The following is a 14,003-nucleotide window of genomic DNA, read 5'->3' as shown; positions in this document are numbered from 1 at the left end:
CGATCTCGGCGGAGTCCTCTCAGGCGGATCCGTCGGAATCCGGGCCGTACCAGACGGTGGTCGCATTGCAGAACTCCCGGATGCCGTGCCCGGCGAGCTCCCGCCCGTACCCGGAGCGCTTCACCCCGCCGAAGGGCAGCGCGGGGTGGGAGGCGGTCATGCCGTTGAAGAAGACACCGCCGGCCTGAAGGTCGCGTACGCACCGCCGGCTCTCGTCGGCGTCCCGCGTCCAGACGTTGGAGCTGAGGCCGAACGGGGTGTCGTTGGCGAGGGCCACGGCCTCGTCCAGGCCGGCGGCCCGGTACAGCGTGGCGACGGGGCCGAAGGTCTCCTCCTGGTGGATCCGCATGGCGGGCGTGATTCCGGCGAGGACGGTGGGGGCGTAGAACCAGCCGCGGTCCAGCCCCGGACCCAGCCCCTGGGGCCGGCTGCCGCCGCAGAGCGCGGTCGCGCCCCGGGCCACGGCGTCGTCCACCAGCTCTTCGAGATCGGTGCGGCCCTGCTCGCTGGCGAGGGGGCCGACGTCGGTGGACTCCTCCTGAGGATCTCCGACGGTCAGGGAGCGCATTCCCTCGGTGAAACGCTCAGCGAACTCGTCGTACACATCGGTGTGCACGATGAACCGTTTGGCGGCGATGCACGACTGACCGTTGTTCTGCACCCGGGCGGTCACCGCGGTACGGGCGGCCTGCTTAACGTCGGCCGAGGGCAGGACGAGGAACGGGTCGCTGCCGCCCAGTTCCAGCACGGTGTGCTTCACCTCGTCGCCCGCGACCGCCGCCACCGCACGGCCGGCCGGCTCGCTTCCGGTCAGTGTCGCGGCGACGACCCGGGGGTCGCGCAGGATCGACTCGACCGCACCTGACCCGACCAGCAGCGTCTGGAAGCAGCCGGGCGGGAAGCCCGCCCGGCGGAACAGGTCCTGGAGGTACAGCGCGGTCTGCGGAACGTTCGACGCATGCTTGAGCAGGCCGACATTGCCCGCCATGAGCGCGGGGGCCGCGAACCGTACGACCTGCCAGAGCGGGAAGTTCCACGGCATCACGGCGAGGACGGGGCCCAGCGGACGGTAGTGCACATAGGCGCGGGAGGCTCCGGCGTCGCGCACATCGGCAGCCGCCGGGAACTCGTCGGCGAGCAGTTCATCGGCGTTGGCGGCGTACCAGCGCATGGCCTTGGCGCACTTGGCGGCCTCCGCGCGGGCCGCCTTGACCGGCTTGCCCATCTCGGTGGTCATGGTGCGGGCGATGTCCTGCTGGTCCTCGTCGAGCAGATCGGCGGCGCGGACCAGCAGGCGGGCCCGTTCGTCGAATCCGGTGGTGCGGTACTCACGGAATGTGGTGTCCGCGGTCGCGAGCAGGCGTTCGATCTCCGCCGCTCCCAGCGCTTCGAACGTCTTGAGGGTCTCGCCGTTCGCGGGATTGACCGTCGCGATGGGCATGACTGTTCTCTCCTTGCCTCGGTTCTTCGACCGTGCCGTGCCGCGTTCCGGCGCGCGACGCGTGCCCTGGTGCGGGTACCCGACCGGCGCGGATCATGCGTGCACTGTGCACGTCATCCGCGCCGGTGGGCAGGACGGGCCTGTTCGCGTACGGATTCGGCTGCCGGTCCGGACGGCGGTGAGCACGGCCCGGTCCGGGGGGCCGACAGCGGCGGCCGGGTCAGACGAGGACGGGCTCGGAGACCGGCGGCAACCGGAACTCCCGTACTCCGGGAAGCGGCGCCCGCGGCAGCAGGTCGGTGTTCCGCGGCGCCTCGGCGTACCGGGTGAACCAGACGACCTTGCCGTCGAGGGTCCTGCAGGTGCCCCAGCTGTGGCTCAGGGCCATGACACGGCTGAGACCACCGCCGCCGGAGCTGAGCAGCCGCGGCATCTCGGAGCTGTTGTCTGCGACGGAGACCGTGAGGTGCCGTCCGGACCAGCGGAGTTCGACGACGCAGTTGTTGTCGTCACCGACATGCCGGTGGACATTGGTCAGCAGCTCCTCCACGCCACGGCAGACGGGCCGGACGTGGAGTTCGAGACTCCAGTGCCGAAGATGCGCGGCGACGATCCGTCGCAACTGCGAAACGCGCTCTTCCGATACCTGGAGTTCGACCAGATAGTGCCGGTCGAGTGGAACGGTCATCGTCGAAGCTCCTCACATCGAGGCCCACTCGCTTCGCCCCGTTGAACCAACAACCCCCGAACACGAAGAGTGAGCAGACGTCCCTGATGGGTCACTCCATAGGGTGACCCGGTAGGCCCGGGTGCGCAACACGTCGACGAACGGGCTCGTGTCCGCGGGATGTGCGGGCCGTGCCGGAAGCCGGCTCGGCCCTGGTCAGGAGCCTGCTCAGCCCTGGAGGAGCGAAGGGAGCGCCAGCGTGCCGAGCAACGTCATGCCCATGAGCGCCCACGCCACGTAGTCACCCACATGCCCCGATTGAAGACGGCGCAGCGGCTCGGCCCACCGGCGGGCCGCCGATTCCGCCGGCCGCCGCACGCCGAGGGCGGCGAGTGCGACGGCCAGCAGCGTCGCCAGCCCCCCGAGCACGAGTCCGGCCCCGGACCAGTGCGGCGCACGCGCCGCCGCACCGGGCACGGCCTCGTCCACGGCATTCGAGACGTCCACCGCGATGCCGGGTACGAGGCCCACGACGACTGCCCCGGCGAGGAGCAGTGCCGGGACGACGAGCATGGTGTCGGGTACCCTCCCCAGCTTCTCCTCGGTCTCCGGCTGCTCGTCCTCGCCACTGGTCTCGTATGCGCCCGACTTCGACGGCTTGGGGCCGAACCCCCCGAACACCCGGGCGGTCATGCGCAGTACCGCTCCCCCGGTCACGGCGGAGACGACGACGAAGAGTCCGGTCAGCGGTGCGCCGGCCCCTTCCTCGATGACCCCCTTGCCCAGTCCCGTACCGAACGGAGGCATTCCGGCGAGAGCCAGTGCGCCGACGGTGAAGAGCACCGCCACGAAGGGCAACCCGCGTGCCCTGCCGTGGAGTTCGTACTCGTCGATGCTGCCGAAGCGGTCCAGCAGAATGCCCGCGCAGGCGAAGAGCGCCGCTTTCACCCCCGCGTGCCCGAGGACGTACAGCGCCAGTCCGCCGGTCGCCTCGGGTGTGAGCAGTCCGAGACCGATGAGAAAGAGGCCGGTGTGAGCGACCGTCGCGTACGCGAGCAGCCGCTTCACATGCCGCTGCTGCCAGCACATGACGGCCCCGAGAACGGCCGATGCGGCCCCCAGGGTCAGCAGGACGCGTGCGGCGTCGGCGGCCGGGATGCCTCCCGGGCCGCCGAACACGGTCCAGTACACCCGGGCCGTGCCGTAGACCCCGAGCTCGACCATCACCCCGGACAGCAGCATGCAGACAGGCGTGGGTGCGACTGCGTGTGCGTCGGGCAGCCAGAAGTGGAACGGGAACGCGGCCGCCTTGACCAGCAGCCCGGTCAGGACGAGGACGAAGGCGGCCAGGACGAGTGCGTCGGGTCCGCCCCGCTCGTCGAGCCGCTGACCGATGGCTCGCATGCCGAGCTCGCCGGTGCGCGCGTAGAGCAGCACGATGCCCGTCAGAGTGGCGTACGCACCGAGGGAGTTGACGAGGCCGAAGGTGAGCGCGCCCTGCACCGCCTTGGCCTCCTCGACCCGGTATCCGGTGAGCGCGTACGCGACGACGCTCATCAGCTCGAAGAACACGAAGGCGTTGAACAGGTCACCGGTCAGGACGAATCCGCACATGCCCGCCTGGAAGAGCAGGACGAGAGCGGGGAAGGATCCGGCACGGCGCCGTGGCGGCTCGGCGAAGTAGCGCCAGGAGTAGACGAGTACGGCCACGGTCAGCAGCGAGATCACGGCCGCGAGTCCGAGCGCCGGCGGGTCTCCGACCAGCACGATGCCCACGCTCCGGCCACCCTGCGGCTTCCAGCCGCCGACCCATTCCACCGCGGGCCGGGACGGGACGAGAAGCCGGAGGGCGAGTGCGGCGACCGCCGCGGCGACCGCGGCGCCCAGGGCTTCGGCCGCCCGCCTGGGCAGTCGTCGCCCCGCAGCCACCAGAAGGGCCGCTCCGAACAGCGGCAGCGCGACGATCAGCGGCAGCAGCCGGTTCATCCGCGCAGCTCGGACAGTTCGTCCGGATCGACGGTGTCATGCCGCTTCGCAACCTGGACGACCAGCGCGAGGAGCAGGGCGGTGACGGTCGCGCCGACGACGACGTCGGTGAGCGCCAGAGCCTGGACGACGGGGTCCACCACCGGACGGGATCCCGGAGTCAGGTCCGAGAAGACCGGTGCGGTACCCCCGTCGCGGTAGCCGACGGACAGCAGCAGTACATACGTGGCGGACTGGCAGACGGCGAGGCAGCCCACGGCGTGGACGAGGTTCCGGCTGGTGGCCAGCCCGTAACAGCCGACGAGAAAAATCCAAGCGGCGGCCAGGTACGGCAGGACCGGCATCACGGCGCGCTCCCTTCCCATGTCATGCGGGGTGCTCCTCCTCGATCTCCACGGCCTGGTCCAGGAACCGTGCGAGCAGCACGACGACCGCGCAGGCGACCTCCATGCCGATCGCGGCGTTGAGCAGCGGCACGGTGCCGCCGGAGGCCAGCGTGTTGAACGTGCCGTACGGCAGCAGCGTGTTGGCGAGGAACGCGGACCCGCCGAGCAGTCCGGCGAGGCCGAGCACCAGATAGGCGGCCTCGCCCGCGGCGTCACCGACCTCGTACAGGCCGACCGGTCGGATCCGTTCCAGCGCCCGGTAGTCGACGGCGATGTAGAGCAGGTGGAGTGCGGTGGCCGCTACGACGCCGCCCTGGAATCCGCCGCCGGGACTGAGCTGTCCGTGCGCGACGACGTACAGGCCCACGAGGAGGGTGACCGGCAGGAGAACGAGCGCATAGCGGCGCACGGGGGGTGCGACGCGGGCCGGGGCCGGCGCCACCGGCCGTTCGTCGCGGGTCTGCCGCAGCAGGACGATCGTCCCGAGGACGGCTGCGAACAGGATGCTCTCCTCGCCGAGGGTGTCGAAGGCCCGCTGGTCGAAGTTGACGGCCGATACGACATTCGCGGTGTGCCGCGCCAATGCGGCGCGTACGGCACGGTCGCCGTACGGGTGCACGTCACCGCCGAAGTCCGGGAGCCGGAAGCATGCGGCGCCGAGCAGGACGGCCAGTCCGCTCGCCCCGACGGCCAGGACCCAGAGCCGGAGCCTGCGGCTCATGCCCGCTCCCCCTCCCCGGTCCGGGCCTCGCCCTGCCCCTCCCCCTCCTTTTCGGCGTCCGGTCCGGAGCGCGCGCCGTGTCTGTGTACCTTGCGGACGGTGAGCATGATCAACAATGGGGTCAGCGCCGATCCGACCGCGAGTTGTGACAGCGCCACGTCCGGCGCCTGGAGGGTCAGGAACAGTACGGCGAGGGTCAGGCCGAGCACGGAGAGCACCAGCGCCTGACGTGCCGGTTCGCGCACCAGCACGGCGGCGGTCGCGGCCACCACGACCAGCAGCAGGGCAACGGCGATCAGGGCGTCAGTCATGTTCGGCCACCTTCGGATCTCGCGCGCGCAGGGCCCTCGACCCGACCAGGTTGCCCGCCGTCAGGAGTACCCCGGTCACGAGAAGTTTCACCGCTGCCCTCCCCGGGCCCGCGGCCACGCACAACGGCACGAGGACGGCTGCCGTGACCACGACCGCGCAGACGTCGGCAGTTCGCGCGTGAGGTGAGGCACCGCGGAGTTCGGGCCCGAGCAGCCGGGCGTAGACGAGCGTGCCGGCCGGGCCGAGCAGGGCGAGCACCAGGGCGGCGTCGGTGTACGACGGCCGGGAGAATCCCTGCGAGAGCAGCAGGAGCACGAGACAGACCAGGAGCGTGGCGAGGTTCTGGGCTTCGGTCCGGCGCCGCAGCGGTCCGGTGGCCACCGCCACGACCGTGGGCCCGACCGCGCCCAGCAACAGGACCACCGCCGCCAGCAGCCAGAGGTTCACCGGTGGGCCACCGCTCGCCTGGCGCCGCGCGCCGCGAGCGCCGCCACGAGTGCGGCCGCCGCGCCCACCAGGAACTCCAGGAAGTCCACCGTGCTGATCAGCACCATCCACAGGCCCAGCAGCGCCGCCCACCACAGGGCCACTTCGGCAACGCCCTTCGCCGCGCGAGCCATCCGCCGCACCTCCCTGTGGTCTCCGGCGCTTCTCTCCTGCCCCGGATATCGCGGTCCGATCGCCCTTCACCGGCCGCCGGAGCGGACACGGCAGCTCGTCGGGAGGTGAGCCTGAGGCTGTACGGCCGGACGCCGGCGCCGCGCGGCACGGCGTCGCCGACGGCGGAACGGTGACCGGCCGCTTCCGGCGGCCCGGCACCGTCCACCGTCCGGCTCGTGTCGTCCACTCCTTCGCACCTCTCAGGAGTGCGGCATTTCCGAGCTTTTTACCAGATGGGCATCACCTTCCGGCCCATTGCGCCGATTCCGGCGCCGTCCGCGCCCTACCGGCTCTCCAGCCGCAGGCGCACCTCCTCCTCCTGGTCACCGGAGACGGTTCCCACCACCTGGACGGCAAAGGCGTCCGCGAGATGTTTCGTCACCTCGTCGACCGCCCAGTAGCCACCCTGGACGTCGACCGTCACGGGCTCACCGATGGCGACGGGGCCGGAGACCACTCTCGCCTCCGACGCGTCGACGGTCACGGTCCACACGGTGGGGCGTTTCCCCGCCATGTGCCGAGGCACGTCCACGGAGGCCCGGTCGGTGGCGAAGGACGCCCGCAGGACGTCGAAGACCATCCGCGCGTCGTCCTTCTCGCATCCGGTGATGGCGACCGCCACCTCCCGCCCGTACCGGTTCTCCTCCGCCTGCGTGTGTTCTGTCCTGTTCACCGGGGCTCCTTCCGCTCGAAGTGCTGCCGCACCTCTCCGCGCCGGGGACCGACGGTGCGGGCCCGGGTCCCTGGCGAGGGCCGTCCTACACCGCGGCATCGCCGCCGTACCGACCGCAGACAACGGCGGGTCCGGCCCGGCGGGCCGGGCATTCCCTCCGATGCCTCCGCGATTCGGAGGCCCGTCTCCAGGCTCACCCCGCGGCCGGATCTCGGCGACACGAACCCGGCGGCCGGCCCGCCGCCAGGTGCGACCTGCGCATCCGGCGGCCGGTCAGCGGGTCGCCGAGCGGTAAAACTCTTTTCTATTTATATCCACTTAAAATATGAAATCACGACCTGTGCCGAGTGCTGGCCCCACCTCGGGGTATCCGGCATGCATGGACGTATCGAACGGAGCTCTCAATTCCCTCGCGCTCGGTCTCGCGGACGGCGGGCGGGGTGCGCTCGGCGTGGTGCTGCCGATCGTCGGCATCGCCCTGGTGGGCGTTCTGATCGGCGCTGTATGGCTGGGCAGGCGGCGGCGCGCGCAGGAACTGCCGCCGCCCCGGCCCGACGAGCAGCCGCCCCGCCCGGACCACCGGACCCATTTGGAGGAGCGCAGCATCCACGGCGACACCCGCTTCCCGGCCGACGGAGGAGGTCTCTCCCCCTACGAACTCGGCGAGCACGGCAACCAGCCCCTCCCCCACGACAAGGACGAGACACGCGATTGAACGGGGACGCGGCATCGGCCGGAGGGTGCGCCGTGACCGGTGAGCAGCACCGGACGGGTACACCACCGGCCGACCATGCGACCGGGAGAGACCCGGCGAACCGACCGTCGACCGACAGCAGGACCCGCGTCACCGTCCTGGTGGCTCTGGCCGCGAATGTGGTGATCGCTGCCGCCAAGGCCGTGGGCGGCTTGATCTCCGGCTCTCCCGCGCTGCTCTCCGAGGCCGCACATTCCGTCGCGGACAGCGTCAACGAGGTCTTCCTGCTGGCCGCGGTGCCCCGCAGCCGCCGCCCCGCGGACGCCCGCCACCCGTTCGGTTACGGCAAGGAGCGCTACTTCTGGTCACTGCTCGCCGCGGTCGGCATCTTCGTCATGGGCGGCTGCTTCGCGTTCTTCCAGGGCTTCGAGGCACTCACCCGGGATGAACAGGAGTCCCCCACCGGATACACCGCCGGGCTGATCGTCCTCGGCATCGCGCTGGTCGCCGAGGGCAGTTCCCTGGTCCGCGCCCTGTACCAGGCCCGCGGGGAGAGGGGCGGGGCCGGTGATCCGGCCCTGCGCACCGTCATCGCCGAGGACAGCACCGCAGTTCTCGGCGTCGTCCTGGCCATGGGCGGCATGGTGCTGCACCTGGTCACGGGGAACGTGGTCTGGGAGGCTTCGGCGTCGCTGGCGATCGGCCTGCTGCTCGTGTTCGTCGCCTTCCGGCTCGGCCGGGACGCCCGCGACCGACTGATCGGGGAATCCGCCGACCCGGAACTTCGCCACCGTATCCATGAGCTGCTCGACGGCCGGCCGGAGATCGACAATGTGGCCTCCCTCCTCACCATGCGACCGGGGCTCGACTCGGTGCTGGTGGCCGCCCGGGGCGATCTGGCCCCCGGTATCGACAGCGAGGAGATCGATCGGGTCTGTGTACGCATCAAGGAGTCGGTGTCCCGGAAGTGGCCGCAGGCCGATCACGTCTATCTCGACATCACGAACGCGCCCCCGCCCGGTGGAGTGTGAACGGCTCCCTGCGGCAGTGGGCCCGCCCGGCGCGTGTTGCGGGAGTCTTCGGTCGAAGTGAGGCTGGTAGAGGCCCGACGGCCACCGGCGCAGGTATGCCGCAGCTCCGATGAAGGCAGTAACACATGACGGGACGCAAACCCAGGACGGTGTCCGCACCGGCTCCGCTCACCGGGCCGGCAGCCCCCTGCTGGGTCAATCTCATGACCCGCGACCTGAAATCGGCGCAGGACTTCTACAGCGCGGTGCTCGGCTGGGAGTTCCGGGCGGGCAAACTCGGTCAGGAGTTCTCCGTGGCACGCCGCGGCGGCGTACCCGTGGCCGGAATCGCCGCAGTGGCGACGGCCTACCGGGTCGCCGTGGCCTGGACGCCCTACTTCTCGGTGCAGAACGCGGATGTGACCGCATCGCGCATCCGCGAGCGCAGCGGCACGGTGGCGGTGGGGCCGCTGGCTCTCGGCAAGGGGCGCGGCGCCCTGGCGGCGGATCGTGACGGCGCCGTGTTCGGCTTCTGGGAGCGCACCGAGCCGGCGACCTCGCCCCCGGCGCCGGACGATCATTCGCACACCTGGCTCCGGCTGCGCACCAGGGACGCCTTCGAGGCCGCGATCTTCTACGGCGAGGTGCTCGACTGGGCGAGCGACACGCCCGGCGGCTGCGAGGTGTCCTTCGACAAGGACGAGGTCGTCGTGGAGTGCGAGGGGAGGCAGCTCGCGCGCATCAACTCCGGGGCCGTCGAAGCCGCCCCGGACCCGTTGGTCCGTCCGCACTGGCAGGTCCACTTCCCCGTGGACGACGTGGCGGCGGCCGTCAAGATCGCGCGCGAGCGCGGTGGTTCGGTCGTCGAGGAGCGCACCCAGGGGCAGGGTACCGAGGCGACCCTGATGGACCCGGACGGCGGCCTGTTCACCGTGACGAACATCCGGAAACCGGCCGCCGAGGTGCTCTGAGCGCGGCTGCCCCCTTGCCGCCGCCCCGATGCGCGGGCGGGGCACTCAGCACGTCGGTGGGTCACTCACGGCTTCGCCCGGGCGACGTGCGGGCCAGCGCCCAGGCCGGGAACACGAGCCAGCAGGCCAGGAACCACAGTGCCATGCCGCCGACCAGCCACAGGGCGAGCGCGCTGTGCAGGGCCACGCGCAGGATGAGCAGCAGCGCGGAGCACATGGTGCAGAACAGCAGGCCGAGGCCGAGCACGGTCAGACGCGACGCCCATGTGACGGTCTCCGGCTTCAGCCGGTGCCCGGTGAGCAGCCGGTGGTACGAAACGGGCCCGATCAGCGCGGCAGCCGTGGCCGATCCCAGCATCACCGTGACCACATAGATGGTGTGGTCGGTGTCCGACAGTTCCGCGAACCTCGGCTGGAAGACCACGGCGAGCAGGAAGCCGAAGAGGATCTGGACACCTGTCTGGGCGACGCGCAGCTCCTGGAGCAGATCGGTCCACCGCCGGTCCGCCCGCTCCTCCGGTGTCTCGCGGCGGCCGGCGCCACCCTCCCGGCGCCTGTCCGCGTCGCCGTCCGCTTCGGGTGTCGCAGTCACCGTTCGCCTCCGTCCGCGGCAGGACTCACCAGGTGTGCCTCTCCCTCACGGTAGACCGCTCGGCGGCCGGGCAGCCGGAGTTCCTACGCCGAGGTCCTCGACGGCCGGTGCGGAGCTGTCCGGTGATCCGCGGCGAGATGCCGTGGCTGTCGTCGTGTGCCCGCCACGGATTGCGGACAGCCCTTAGGATCTTCAGTACGGCATCGCGCGCCGGTCACCGGCCGGGTGAGGCGTGGAGGTGCCCGTGAGATGCCCGTTGGAGGCATTCCACAGTGTCAGTCGAGTTGAATCACACCATCATTCACGCCCGGAACAACCGGGAATCAGCCGAGTTCCTGGCGAATATTCTGGGGCTGGAAATCGGCGCGGAATGGGGACCCTTCGTCGCGGTCGTCACCGCGAACGGGGTCACGCTGGATTTCGCGACCGTCCCTGCCGAATCGATCGTCATGCAGCATTACGCCTTCCTTGTCTCGGAGGCCGAGTTCGATTCGGCGTATGCCCTCGTCAAGGAGCTCGGGATCACCTACTGGGCAGATCCGCACCAGAAGCATCCGGGCGAGATCAACCACAATGACGGCGGCCGGGGAATCTATTTCCTCGACCCCGCCGGTCACGCGATGGAGATCATCACGCGTCCGTACGGTGGCTTCGCTCCGTAACGGGACCCGACGTCCGGGGAAACCGGCCGGGAGGCGGGCGTCCGTCACCCGGCCGGGGTTCTTCCCCGCGCCGTCAGGCGACCGGGAGCGTCAGCTCGGGCCGGTCCCACATCACCGCGGGCGGGCGGGCCGGCTCGGTGCCGGTCCGCCGCGCACCCACGCTGCGGTAGAAACCCTCGGCGGGCGGATGCGAGACGACGCGGACGTCCGCGAGCCCGGCGGTCCGCGCCTCACCGCGCAGATGGCCCACGAGCAGTCGGCCGATCCCCCGGCCCTGCGCATCGTCGGCGACGAACATCAGGTCCAGCTCAGCAGGGTCGAGTACCAGCGCGTAGAAGCCGAGCACCCGGTCGGTCCCGGGCTCGACGGCCACGAAGACCCGGTGGCTCTCGATGTAGTCGGGTCCCACCCGGTAGCCGGCCACCATGGAGGCGTAAGGACCCTCGTAGGCGCGGGATTTCCTGACCAGCCGGGTGAGACGTTTCGCATCGCGCGCCGTCGCACGACGGACCCGTACGTCGCGGTGTCCCGCCGCGCCGACCGATGCCGTAACACTCGATTCCATAGGAGGAGTATTACGTATCGCGCGCGGTGCCTCCGCGTCCCGCACGCCACTCCTGAACCACGGCGTCGATGTCGAACGGCCGCAGATTCAGCAGCGGTCCCGGCGGCGGCCGCCGGATCGCGGCCTCGATCTCCTCGTTGACCTCGGCGAGCATGCGGCGCACCTCGCCCTCGGAACGGGCCTGCGACACGGCCTCCCGGACGTCCTCGGCCTTCTTGCGCAGGGCCAGCGCAGGCGGGAGCACCGACAAGCCCTCGCGCTGCATCTTCGACTTGATCCACCAGGTTTCGTCGTACGGGCGGTCGAGGCCGGGCAGCGGCTTGCCGAAGCCCGGCAGCCGCGAGAAGTCGCCGCGCTGCTCGGAATCACGGATCTGCTTGTCGACCCATGATTCGAAGCTCACACCTGTGGGTTTGCGTTCGGTCACGGTGCGCCTCTCTCGAAGGAGCCCTCATCCGGCCCTCCACGATACCGACGACCGGTGGCGCGGTACCGCGCCGCCCACCGGATGCCTCACCGGCGGAAACCACCGTATGCCGTCACCCCTCGCGCACCCCTGCGACGAGCGGTTCCGAATCGGTGGCGACCACGAGCTGACTGCGCAGGCGCTCCAGCGCGGGCTCCGGGATCCGCAGTCCGTCGCGCACGTATCCGTCGAGACCGCCCCACCGCTCGTCCATCGCGTCCAGTGCGACGTCGAGATAGCGGGGACGGACCTCGATGATCGCCGCCGCGATCTCGGGGTCGCCGCCCGCGTCCAGAAAGGTCTGCACATACGGGTGGAAGTCGGCCCGCACCACCGGGTTCACCGCCAGGAACTCGGCGCGCACGACATCGCGCGACGCACCCATCACCATCAGCAGCACCGCGGTCGCCCACCCGGTGCGATCCTTGCCCGCGGTGCAGTGGAAGAGCACCGGACGGGCCCGGTCGTCCGCGGCCGTCTCGACGAAGGCCCGGTACGCGGCCGAGGCACCCGGCGACAACACCATCCGCCGGTACGTGTGCGCGAACAGATCCTCGGCCTTCCCTCCGCCGAGAAGCTCCGACGCCGCCGCCGGATCGGCGAGCAGTGCGCGCAGCCGGGCGGGTGCCACACCCGGGTTGGCACCGAGGACGTCCGCGACGAACAGCCGCGCCCCGGGCGGCAGCCGATCGGGGGCGGCCGAGCGTTCGTCGGCGGTCCGCAGGTCGACGACGGTACGGATACCCAGGGCGGTCACCGCCGGATCGAGCAGCGGGTCGAGGCCGCTGAGCTGGCCGGACCGCAGCACCGCGCCGGACCGGACGCTTCGGTCGCGGCCCAGCGAAATGCCGCCCAGGTCACGAAGATTGATGACGGTGGCTGCCGGAACCGGCCTGGCGGTCTGCACGATGAACTTCCCCTCACTCCGCATACGGCTGATGAATCGGTTCGGCTCGACCGCATCAGAACTCGCACGGTGCCGGGAGATCGACAAGAGAGACGCCGGGAATCGGGACGGTTGCGCAGCCGGATCAGTCGGCCAGGAGCTTCGCCTTCTGCGCCTCGAACTCGGCATCGGTCAGGATGCCCTGCTTCTTCAGCTCGGCCAGCCGTTCCAGCCGGTCCAGGAGGTCGTCCGCCGCGGGTGCCGGCGGGGCCGCCTGGGCGGGCGCCGCCTGTTGCCGGGCGGCAGCCTCTTCGGCCCCCCACCTGTCCTGCTGACGCCTCTGGACACGTCCGCCGACCGCGGACGCGGTTCCCGCGACGACGGCCGTACGCGCCACGGTGCCCAGCAGTCCCGGTCCTCGGCGGTTCATGCCCGGTCCTCGGAAAATCGGCATGATGTGCGCCCCTTCCTGTGCTACTCGACGTCGACGGTGAGCGTCGGGCGGAACGGAGTCAGCCGGCGGCCGCCACGGCGGTCTCCGCGACATCGGCCGGAATCCGCTCGTGCGCCACCAGTCGGCCTCCCGCGGCGCGGACGGCCTCAGTGAGCGGCACCGCCCACAGGTCCTCCCACACGATCAGCGCGGCGGAGCTGCCCGGCGGAACCCTCTCCCCGAGGGCCCGGATGTCCTCGCTGTTCAGCAGGCCGCCGACCACACCTTCGACCGGCTCGTACGAGACCAGGTCATCGGGGTCCAGGTCCTCCAGCTCGACGAGTTCGAGCGTGCCGTCCTCGGCGCGGTACACAAAGGTGAGGTCGAGGATCCGCACCGCTTTCGAGGCGACCGCGTCCGCCAGCGCCGGCGCGATCGCCCCGGTGAAATGGCTGCCGGGAAATGCGACGACGAGGTACTCCACTGGTCCCACGGTCACGGGCGTTTCCTCTCGTGAAGGATGGAATGTCAGCAGCATAACTTTGGTCATTTCATGCCGCACTGTGACAATTCATCCGCAACACCGACCTGAGCGCATGACCGCGCCACAGCGGCACGGAGGCGGGCGCCGCACGGCGCCCGCGCGAAGCCCTGACGCCGCCCCGCTGTGGCCGCGCGGACGCGGAACCGGCACGCCGTTCCGCAGCACCGGGCGGCACACCGCCGCGGCGCGGGGCCGGAAAGGTGACGCGCCGCGGCGCACAGAACTCGGCCGGATGCGCGAAGCAGCGTCCGAGGACCGGGTACGCCACCGTCCGTACCGGATCAAGTGCAGTGGGAGAGGGCAAGGTCACAGGCGGCACCCCTGCTGCTCATCT

Annotated in this window: 19 protein-coding genes; 4 read left to right on the top strand and 15 right to left on the bottom strand. The window is 70.8% G+C overall.

Going from position 1 to position 14,003, the window contains the following annotated elements; translation table 11 throughout:
• Nucleotides 1–19: 19 nt before the first annotated feature.
• The 9 genes from ACFVXE_RS14870 to ACFVXE_RS14830 all read right to left on the bottom strand — a co-directional run bounded on the left by ACFVXE_RS14870 (nt 20) and on the right by ACFVXE_RS14830 (nt 6,846).
• The gene (locus ACFVXE_RS14870; protein ID WP_389671529.1) at nt 20–1,441 is read right to left on the bottom strand and encodes an NADP-dependent succinic semialdehyde dehydrogenase; all 1,422 of its coding nucleotides are present in this window, start codon (nt 1,439–1,441) and stop codon (nt 20–22) included.
• Nucleotides 1,442–1,661: 220 nt separating this feature from the next.
• Nucleotides 1,662–2,129, bottom strand: a complete 468-nt coding sequence (locus ACFVXE_RS14865) for an ATP-binding protein (RefSeq protein WP_389671528.1) — start codon at nt 2,127–2,129, stop codon at nt 1,662–1,664.
• A 207-nt stretch (nt 2,130–2,336) separates the two neighbouring features.
• On the bottom strand, nt 2,337–4,094 hold the full coding sequence (locus ACFVXE_RS14860; protein ID WP_389671527.1) for a complex I subunit 5 family protein: 1,758 nt from the start codon (nt 4,092–4,094) through the stop codon (nt 2,337–2,339).
• Nucleotides 4,091–4,438 (bottom strand): sodium:proton antiporter, encoded by a 348-nt coding sequence (locus ACFVXE_RS14855; protein ID WP_389671610.1) that lies wholly within the window; start codon nt 4,436–4,438, stop codon nt 4,091–4,093. The genes ACFVXE_RS14860 and ACFVXE_RS14855 overlap by 4 nt, the downstream gene beginning before the upstream one ends.
• Before the next feature lie 22 nt (nt 4,439–4,460).
• On the bottom strand, nt 4,461–5,201 hold the full coding sequence (locus ACFVXE_RS14850; RefSeq protein ID WP_389671526.1) for an MnhB domain-containing protein: 741 nt from the start codon (nt 5,199–5,201) through the stop codon (nt 4,461–4,463).
• Nucleotides 5,198–5,512: a DUF4040 domain-containing protein gene (locus ACFVXE_RS14845; protein WP_389671525.1), complete on the bottom strand. Its 315-nt coding sequence runs from the start codon at nt 5,510–5,512 to the stop codon at nt 5,198–5,200. The genes ACFVXE_RS14850 and ACFVXE_RS14845 overlap by 4 nt, the downstream gene beginning before the upstream one ends.
• On the bottom strand, nt 5,505–5,960 hold the full coding sequence (locus ACFVXE_RS14840; RefSeq protein WP_389671524.1) for an MrpF/PhaF family protein: 456 nt from the start codon (nt 5,958–5,960) through the stop codon (nt 5,505–5,507). Before ACFVXE_RS14840 ends, ACFVXE_RS14845 begins: the two co-directional genes overlap by 8 nt.
• A complete protein-coding gene (locus tag ACFVXE_RS14835) occupies nt 5,957–6,133 on the bottom strand; it encodes a hypothetical protein (protein ID WP_389671523.1) in 177 nt (58 codons plus the stop codon). Before ACFVXE_RS14835 ends, ACFVXE_RS14840 begins: the two co-directional genes overlap by 4 nt.
• A 323-nt stretch (nt 6,134–6,456) precedes the next feature.
• Nucleotides 6,457–6,846, bottom strand: coding sequence for a hypothetical protein (locus ACFVXE_RS14830; RefSeq protein WP_389671522.1), 390 nt, complete (start codon nt 6,844–6,846; stop codon nt 6,457–6,459).
• A 379-nt stretch (nt 6,847–7,225) separates the two neighbouring features.
• Between ACFVXE_RS14830 and ACFVXE_RS14825 the strand changes: the two genes are divergently transcribed.
• The 3 genes from ACFVXE_RS14825 to ACFVXE_RS14815 all read left to right on the top strand — a co-directional run bounded on the left by ACFVXE_RS14825 (nt 7,226) and on the right by ACFVXE_RS14815 (nt 9,521).
• Entirely contained in the window at nt 7,226–7,561 is a 336-nt protein-coding gene (locus tag ACFVXE_RS14825) for a DUF6479 family protein (RefSeq protein ID WP_389671521.1), read from the top strand.
• A 137-nt stretch (nt 7,562–7,698) separates the two neighbouring features.
• A complete protein-coding gene (locus tag ACFVXE_RS14820) occupies nt 7,699–8,571 on the top strand; it encodes a cation diffusion facilitator family transporter (protein ID WP_389671609.1) in 873 nt (290 codons plus the stop codon).
• Between the two features lie 125 nt (nt 8,572–8,696).
• Nucleotides 8,697–9,521 carry a VOC family protein gene (locus ACFVXE_RS14815; protein WP_389671520.1) on the top strand — a complete coding sequence of 275 codons (825 nt, stop codon included), beginning with the start codon at nt 8,697–8,699 and terminating at the stop codon, nt 9,519–9,521.
• A 61-nt stretch (nt 9,522–9,582) separates the two neighbouring features.
• Here the strand turns inward: ACFVXE_RS14815 and ACFVXE_RS14810 are convergent, their stop codons facing one another.
• A complete protein-coding gene (locus tag ACFVXE_RS14810; protein WP_389671519.1) occupies nt 9,583–10,113 on the bottom strand; it encodes a DUF6328 family protein in 531 nt (176 codons plus the stop codon).
• Nucleotides 10,114–10,385: 272 nt separating this feature from the next.
• Here ACFVXE_RS14810 and ACFVXE_RS14805 point away from each other — a divergent pair, with 272 nt between their 5' ends.
• The gene (locus tag ACFVXE_RS14805; protein WP_389671518.1) at nt 10,386–10,775 is read left to right on the top strand and encodes a VOC family protein; all 390 of its coding nucleotides are present in this window, start codon (nt 10,386–10,388) and stop codon (nt 10,773–10,775) included.
• Between the two features lie 73 nt (nt 10,776–10,848).
• Here ACFVXE_RS14805 and ACFVXE_RS14800 read toward each other — a convergent pair whose 3' ends face one another.
• The 5 genes from ACFVXE_RS14800 to ACFVXE_RS14780 form a co-directional block, all read right to left on the bottom strand.
• Nucleotides 10,849–11,340, bottom strand: a complete 492-nt coding sequence (locus ACFVXE_RS14800) for a GNAT family N-acetyltransferase (RefSeq protein ID WP_389671517.1) — start codon at nt 11,338–11,340, stop codon at nt 10,849–10,851.
• A 10-nt stretch (nt 11,341–11,350) separates the two neighbouring features.
• Nucleotides 11,351–11,767: a DUF1992 domain-containing protein gene (locus ACFVXE_RS14795; protein WP_389671516.1), complete on the bottom strand. Its 417-nt coding sequence runs from the start codon at nt 11,765–11,767 to the stop codon at nt 11,351–11,353.
• Nucleotides 11,768–11,879: 112 nt separating this feature from the next.
• Complete coding sequence (locus ACFVXE_RS14790) at nt 11,880–12,713, bottom strand: tyrosine-protein phosphatase (protein ID WP_389671608.1); 834 nt, start codon at nt 12,711–12,713, stop codon at nt 11,880–11,882.
• A gap of 124 nt (nt 12,714–12,837) precedes the next feature.
• Nucleotides 12,838–13,122 (bottom strand): SHOCT domain-containing protein, encoded by a 285-nt coding sequence (locus ACFVXE_RS14785; protein ID WP_389671515.1) that lies wholly within the window; start codon nt 13,120–13,122, stop codon nt 12,838–12,840.
• An 82-nt stretch (nt 13,123–13,204) separates the two neighbouring features.
• Nucleotides 13,205–13,609: a DUF6325 family protein gene (locus tag ACFVXE_RS14780; RefSeq protein ID WP_389671607.1), complete on the bottom strand. Its 405-nt coding sequence runs from the start codon at nt 13,607–13,609 to the stop codon at nt 13,205–13,207.
• Nucleotides 13,610–14,003: the final 394 nt, after the last annotated feature.

The sequence above is a fragment of the Streptomyces sp. NPDC058231 genome, assembly GCF_042882275.1.
In the GTDB taxonomy this organism is placed as follows: Bacteria; Actinomycetota; Actinomycetes; order Streptomycetales; family Streptomycetaceae; genus Streptomyces.
This window is presented reverse-complemented; position numbering and strand designations above follow the sequence as displayed.

Bases quoted from the DNA above. Each gene is read 5' to 3' on its own strand.
- ACFVXE_RS14870 (WP_389671529.1), bottom strand. From the start codon at position 1,441: ATGCCCATCGCGACGGTCAATCCCGCGAACGGCGAGACCCTCAAGACG.
- ACFVXE_RS14865 (WP_389671528.1), bottom strand. From the start codon at position 2,129: ATGACCGTTCCACTCGACCGGCACTATCTGGTCGAACTCCAGGTATCG.
- ACFVXE_RS14860 (WP_389671527.1), bottom strand. From the start codon at position 4,094: ATGAACCGGCTGCTGCCGCTGATCGTCGCGCTGCCGCTGTTCGGAGCG.
- ACFVXE_RS14855 (WP_389671610.1), bottom strand. From the start codon at position 4,438: ATGCCGGTCCTGCCGTACCTGGCCGCCGCTTGGATTTTTCTCGTCGGC.
- ACFVXE_RS14850 (WP_389671526.1), bottom strand. From the start codon at position 5,201: ATGAGCCGCAGGCTCCGGCTCTGGGTCCTGGCCGTCGGGGCGAGCGGA.
- ACFVXE_RS14845 (WP_389671525.1), bottom strand. From the start codon at position 5,512: ATGACTGACGCCCTGATCGCCGTTGCCCTGCTGCTGGTCGTGGTGGCC.
- ACFVXE_RS14835 (WP_389671523.1), bottom strand. From the start codon at position 6,133: ATGGCTCGCGCGGCGAAGGGCGTTGCCGAAGTGGCCCTGTGGTGGGCG.
- ACFVXE_RS14825 (WP_389671521.1), top strand. From the start codon at position 7,226: ATGGACGTATCGAACGGAGCTCTCAATTCCCTCGCGCTCGGTCTCGCG.
- ACFVXE_RS14815 (WP_389671520.1), top strand. From the start codon at position 8,697: ATGACGGGACGCAAACCCAGGACGGTGTCCGCACCGGCTCCGCTCACC.
- ACFVXE_RS14800 (WP_389671517.1), bottom strand. From the start codon at position 11,340: ATGGAATCGAGTGTTACGGCATCGGTCGGCGCGGCGGGACACCGCGAC.
- ACFVXE_RS14785 (WP_389671515.1), bottom strand. From the start codon at position 13,122: ATGAACCGCCGAGGACCGGGACTGCTGGGCACCGTGGCGCGTACGGCC.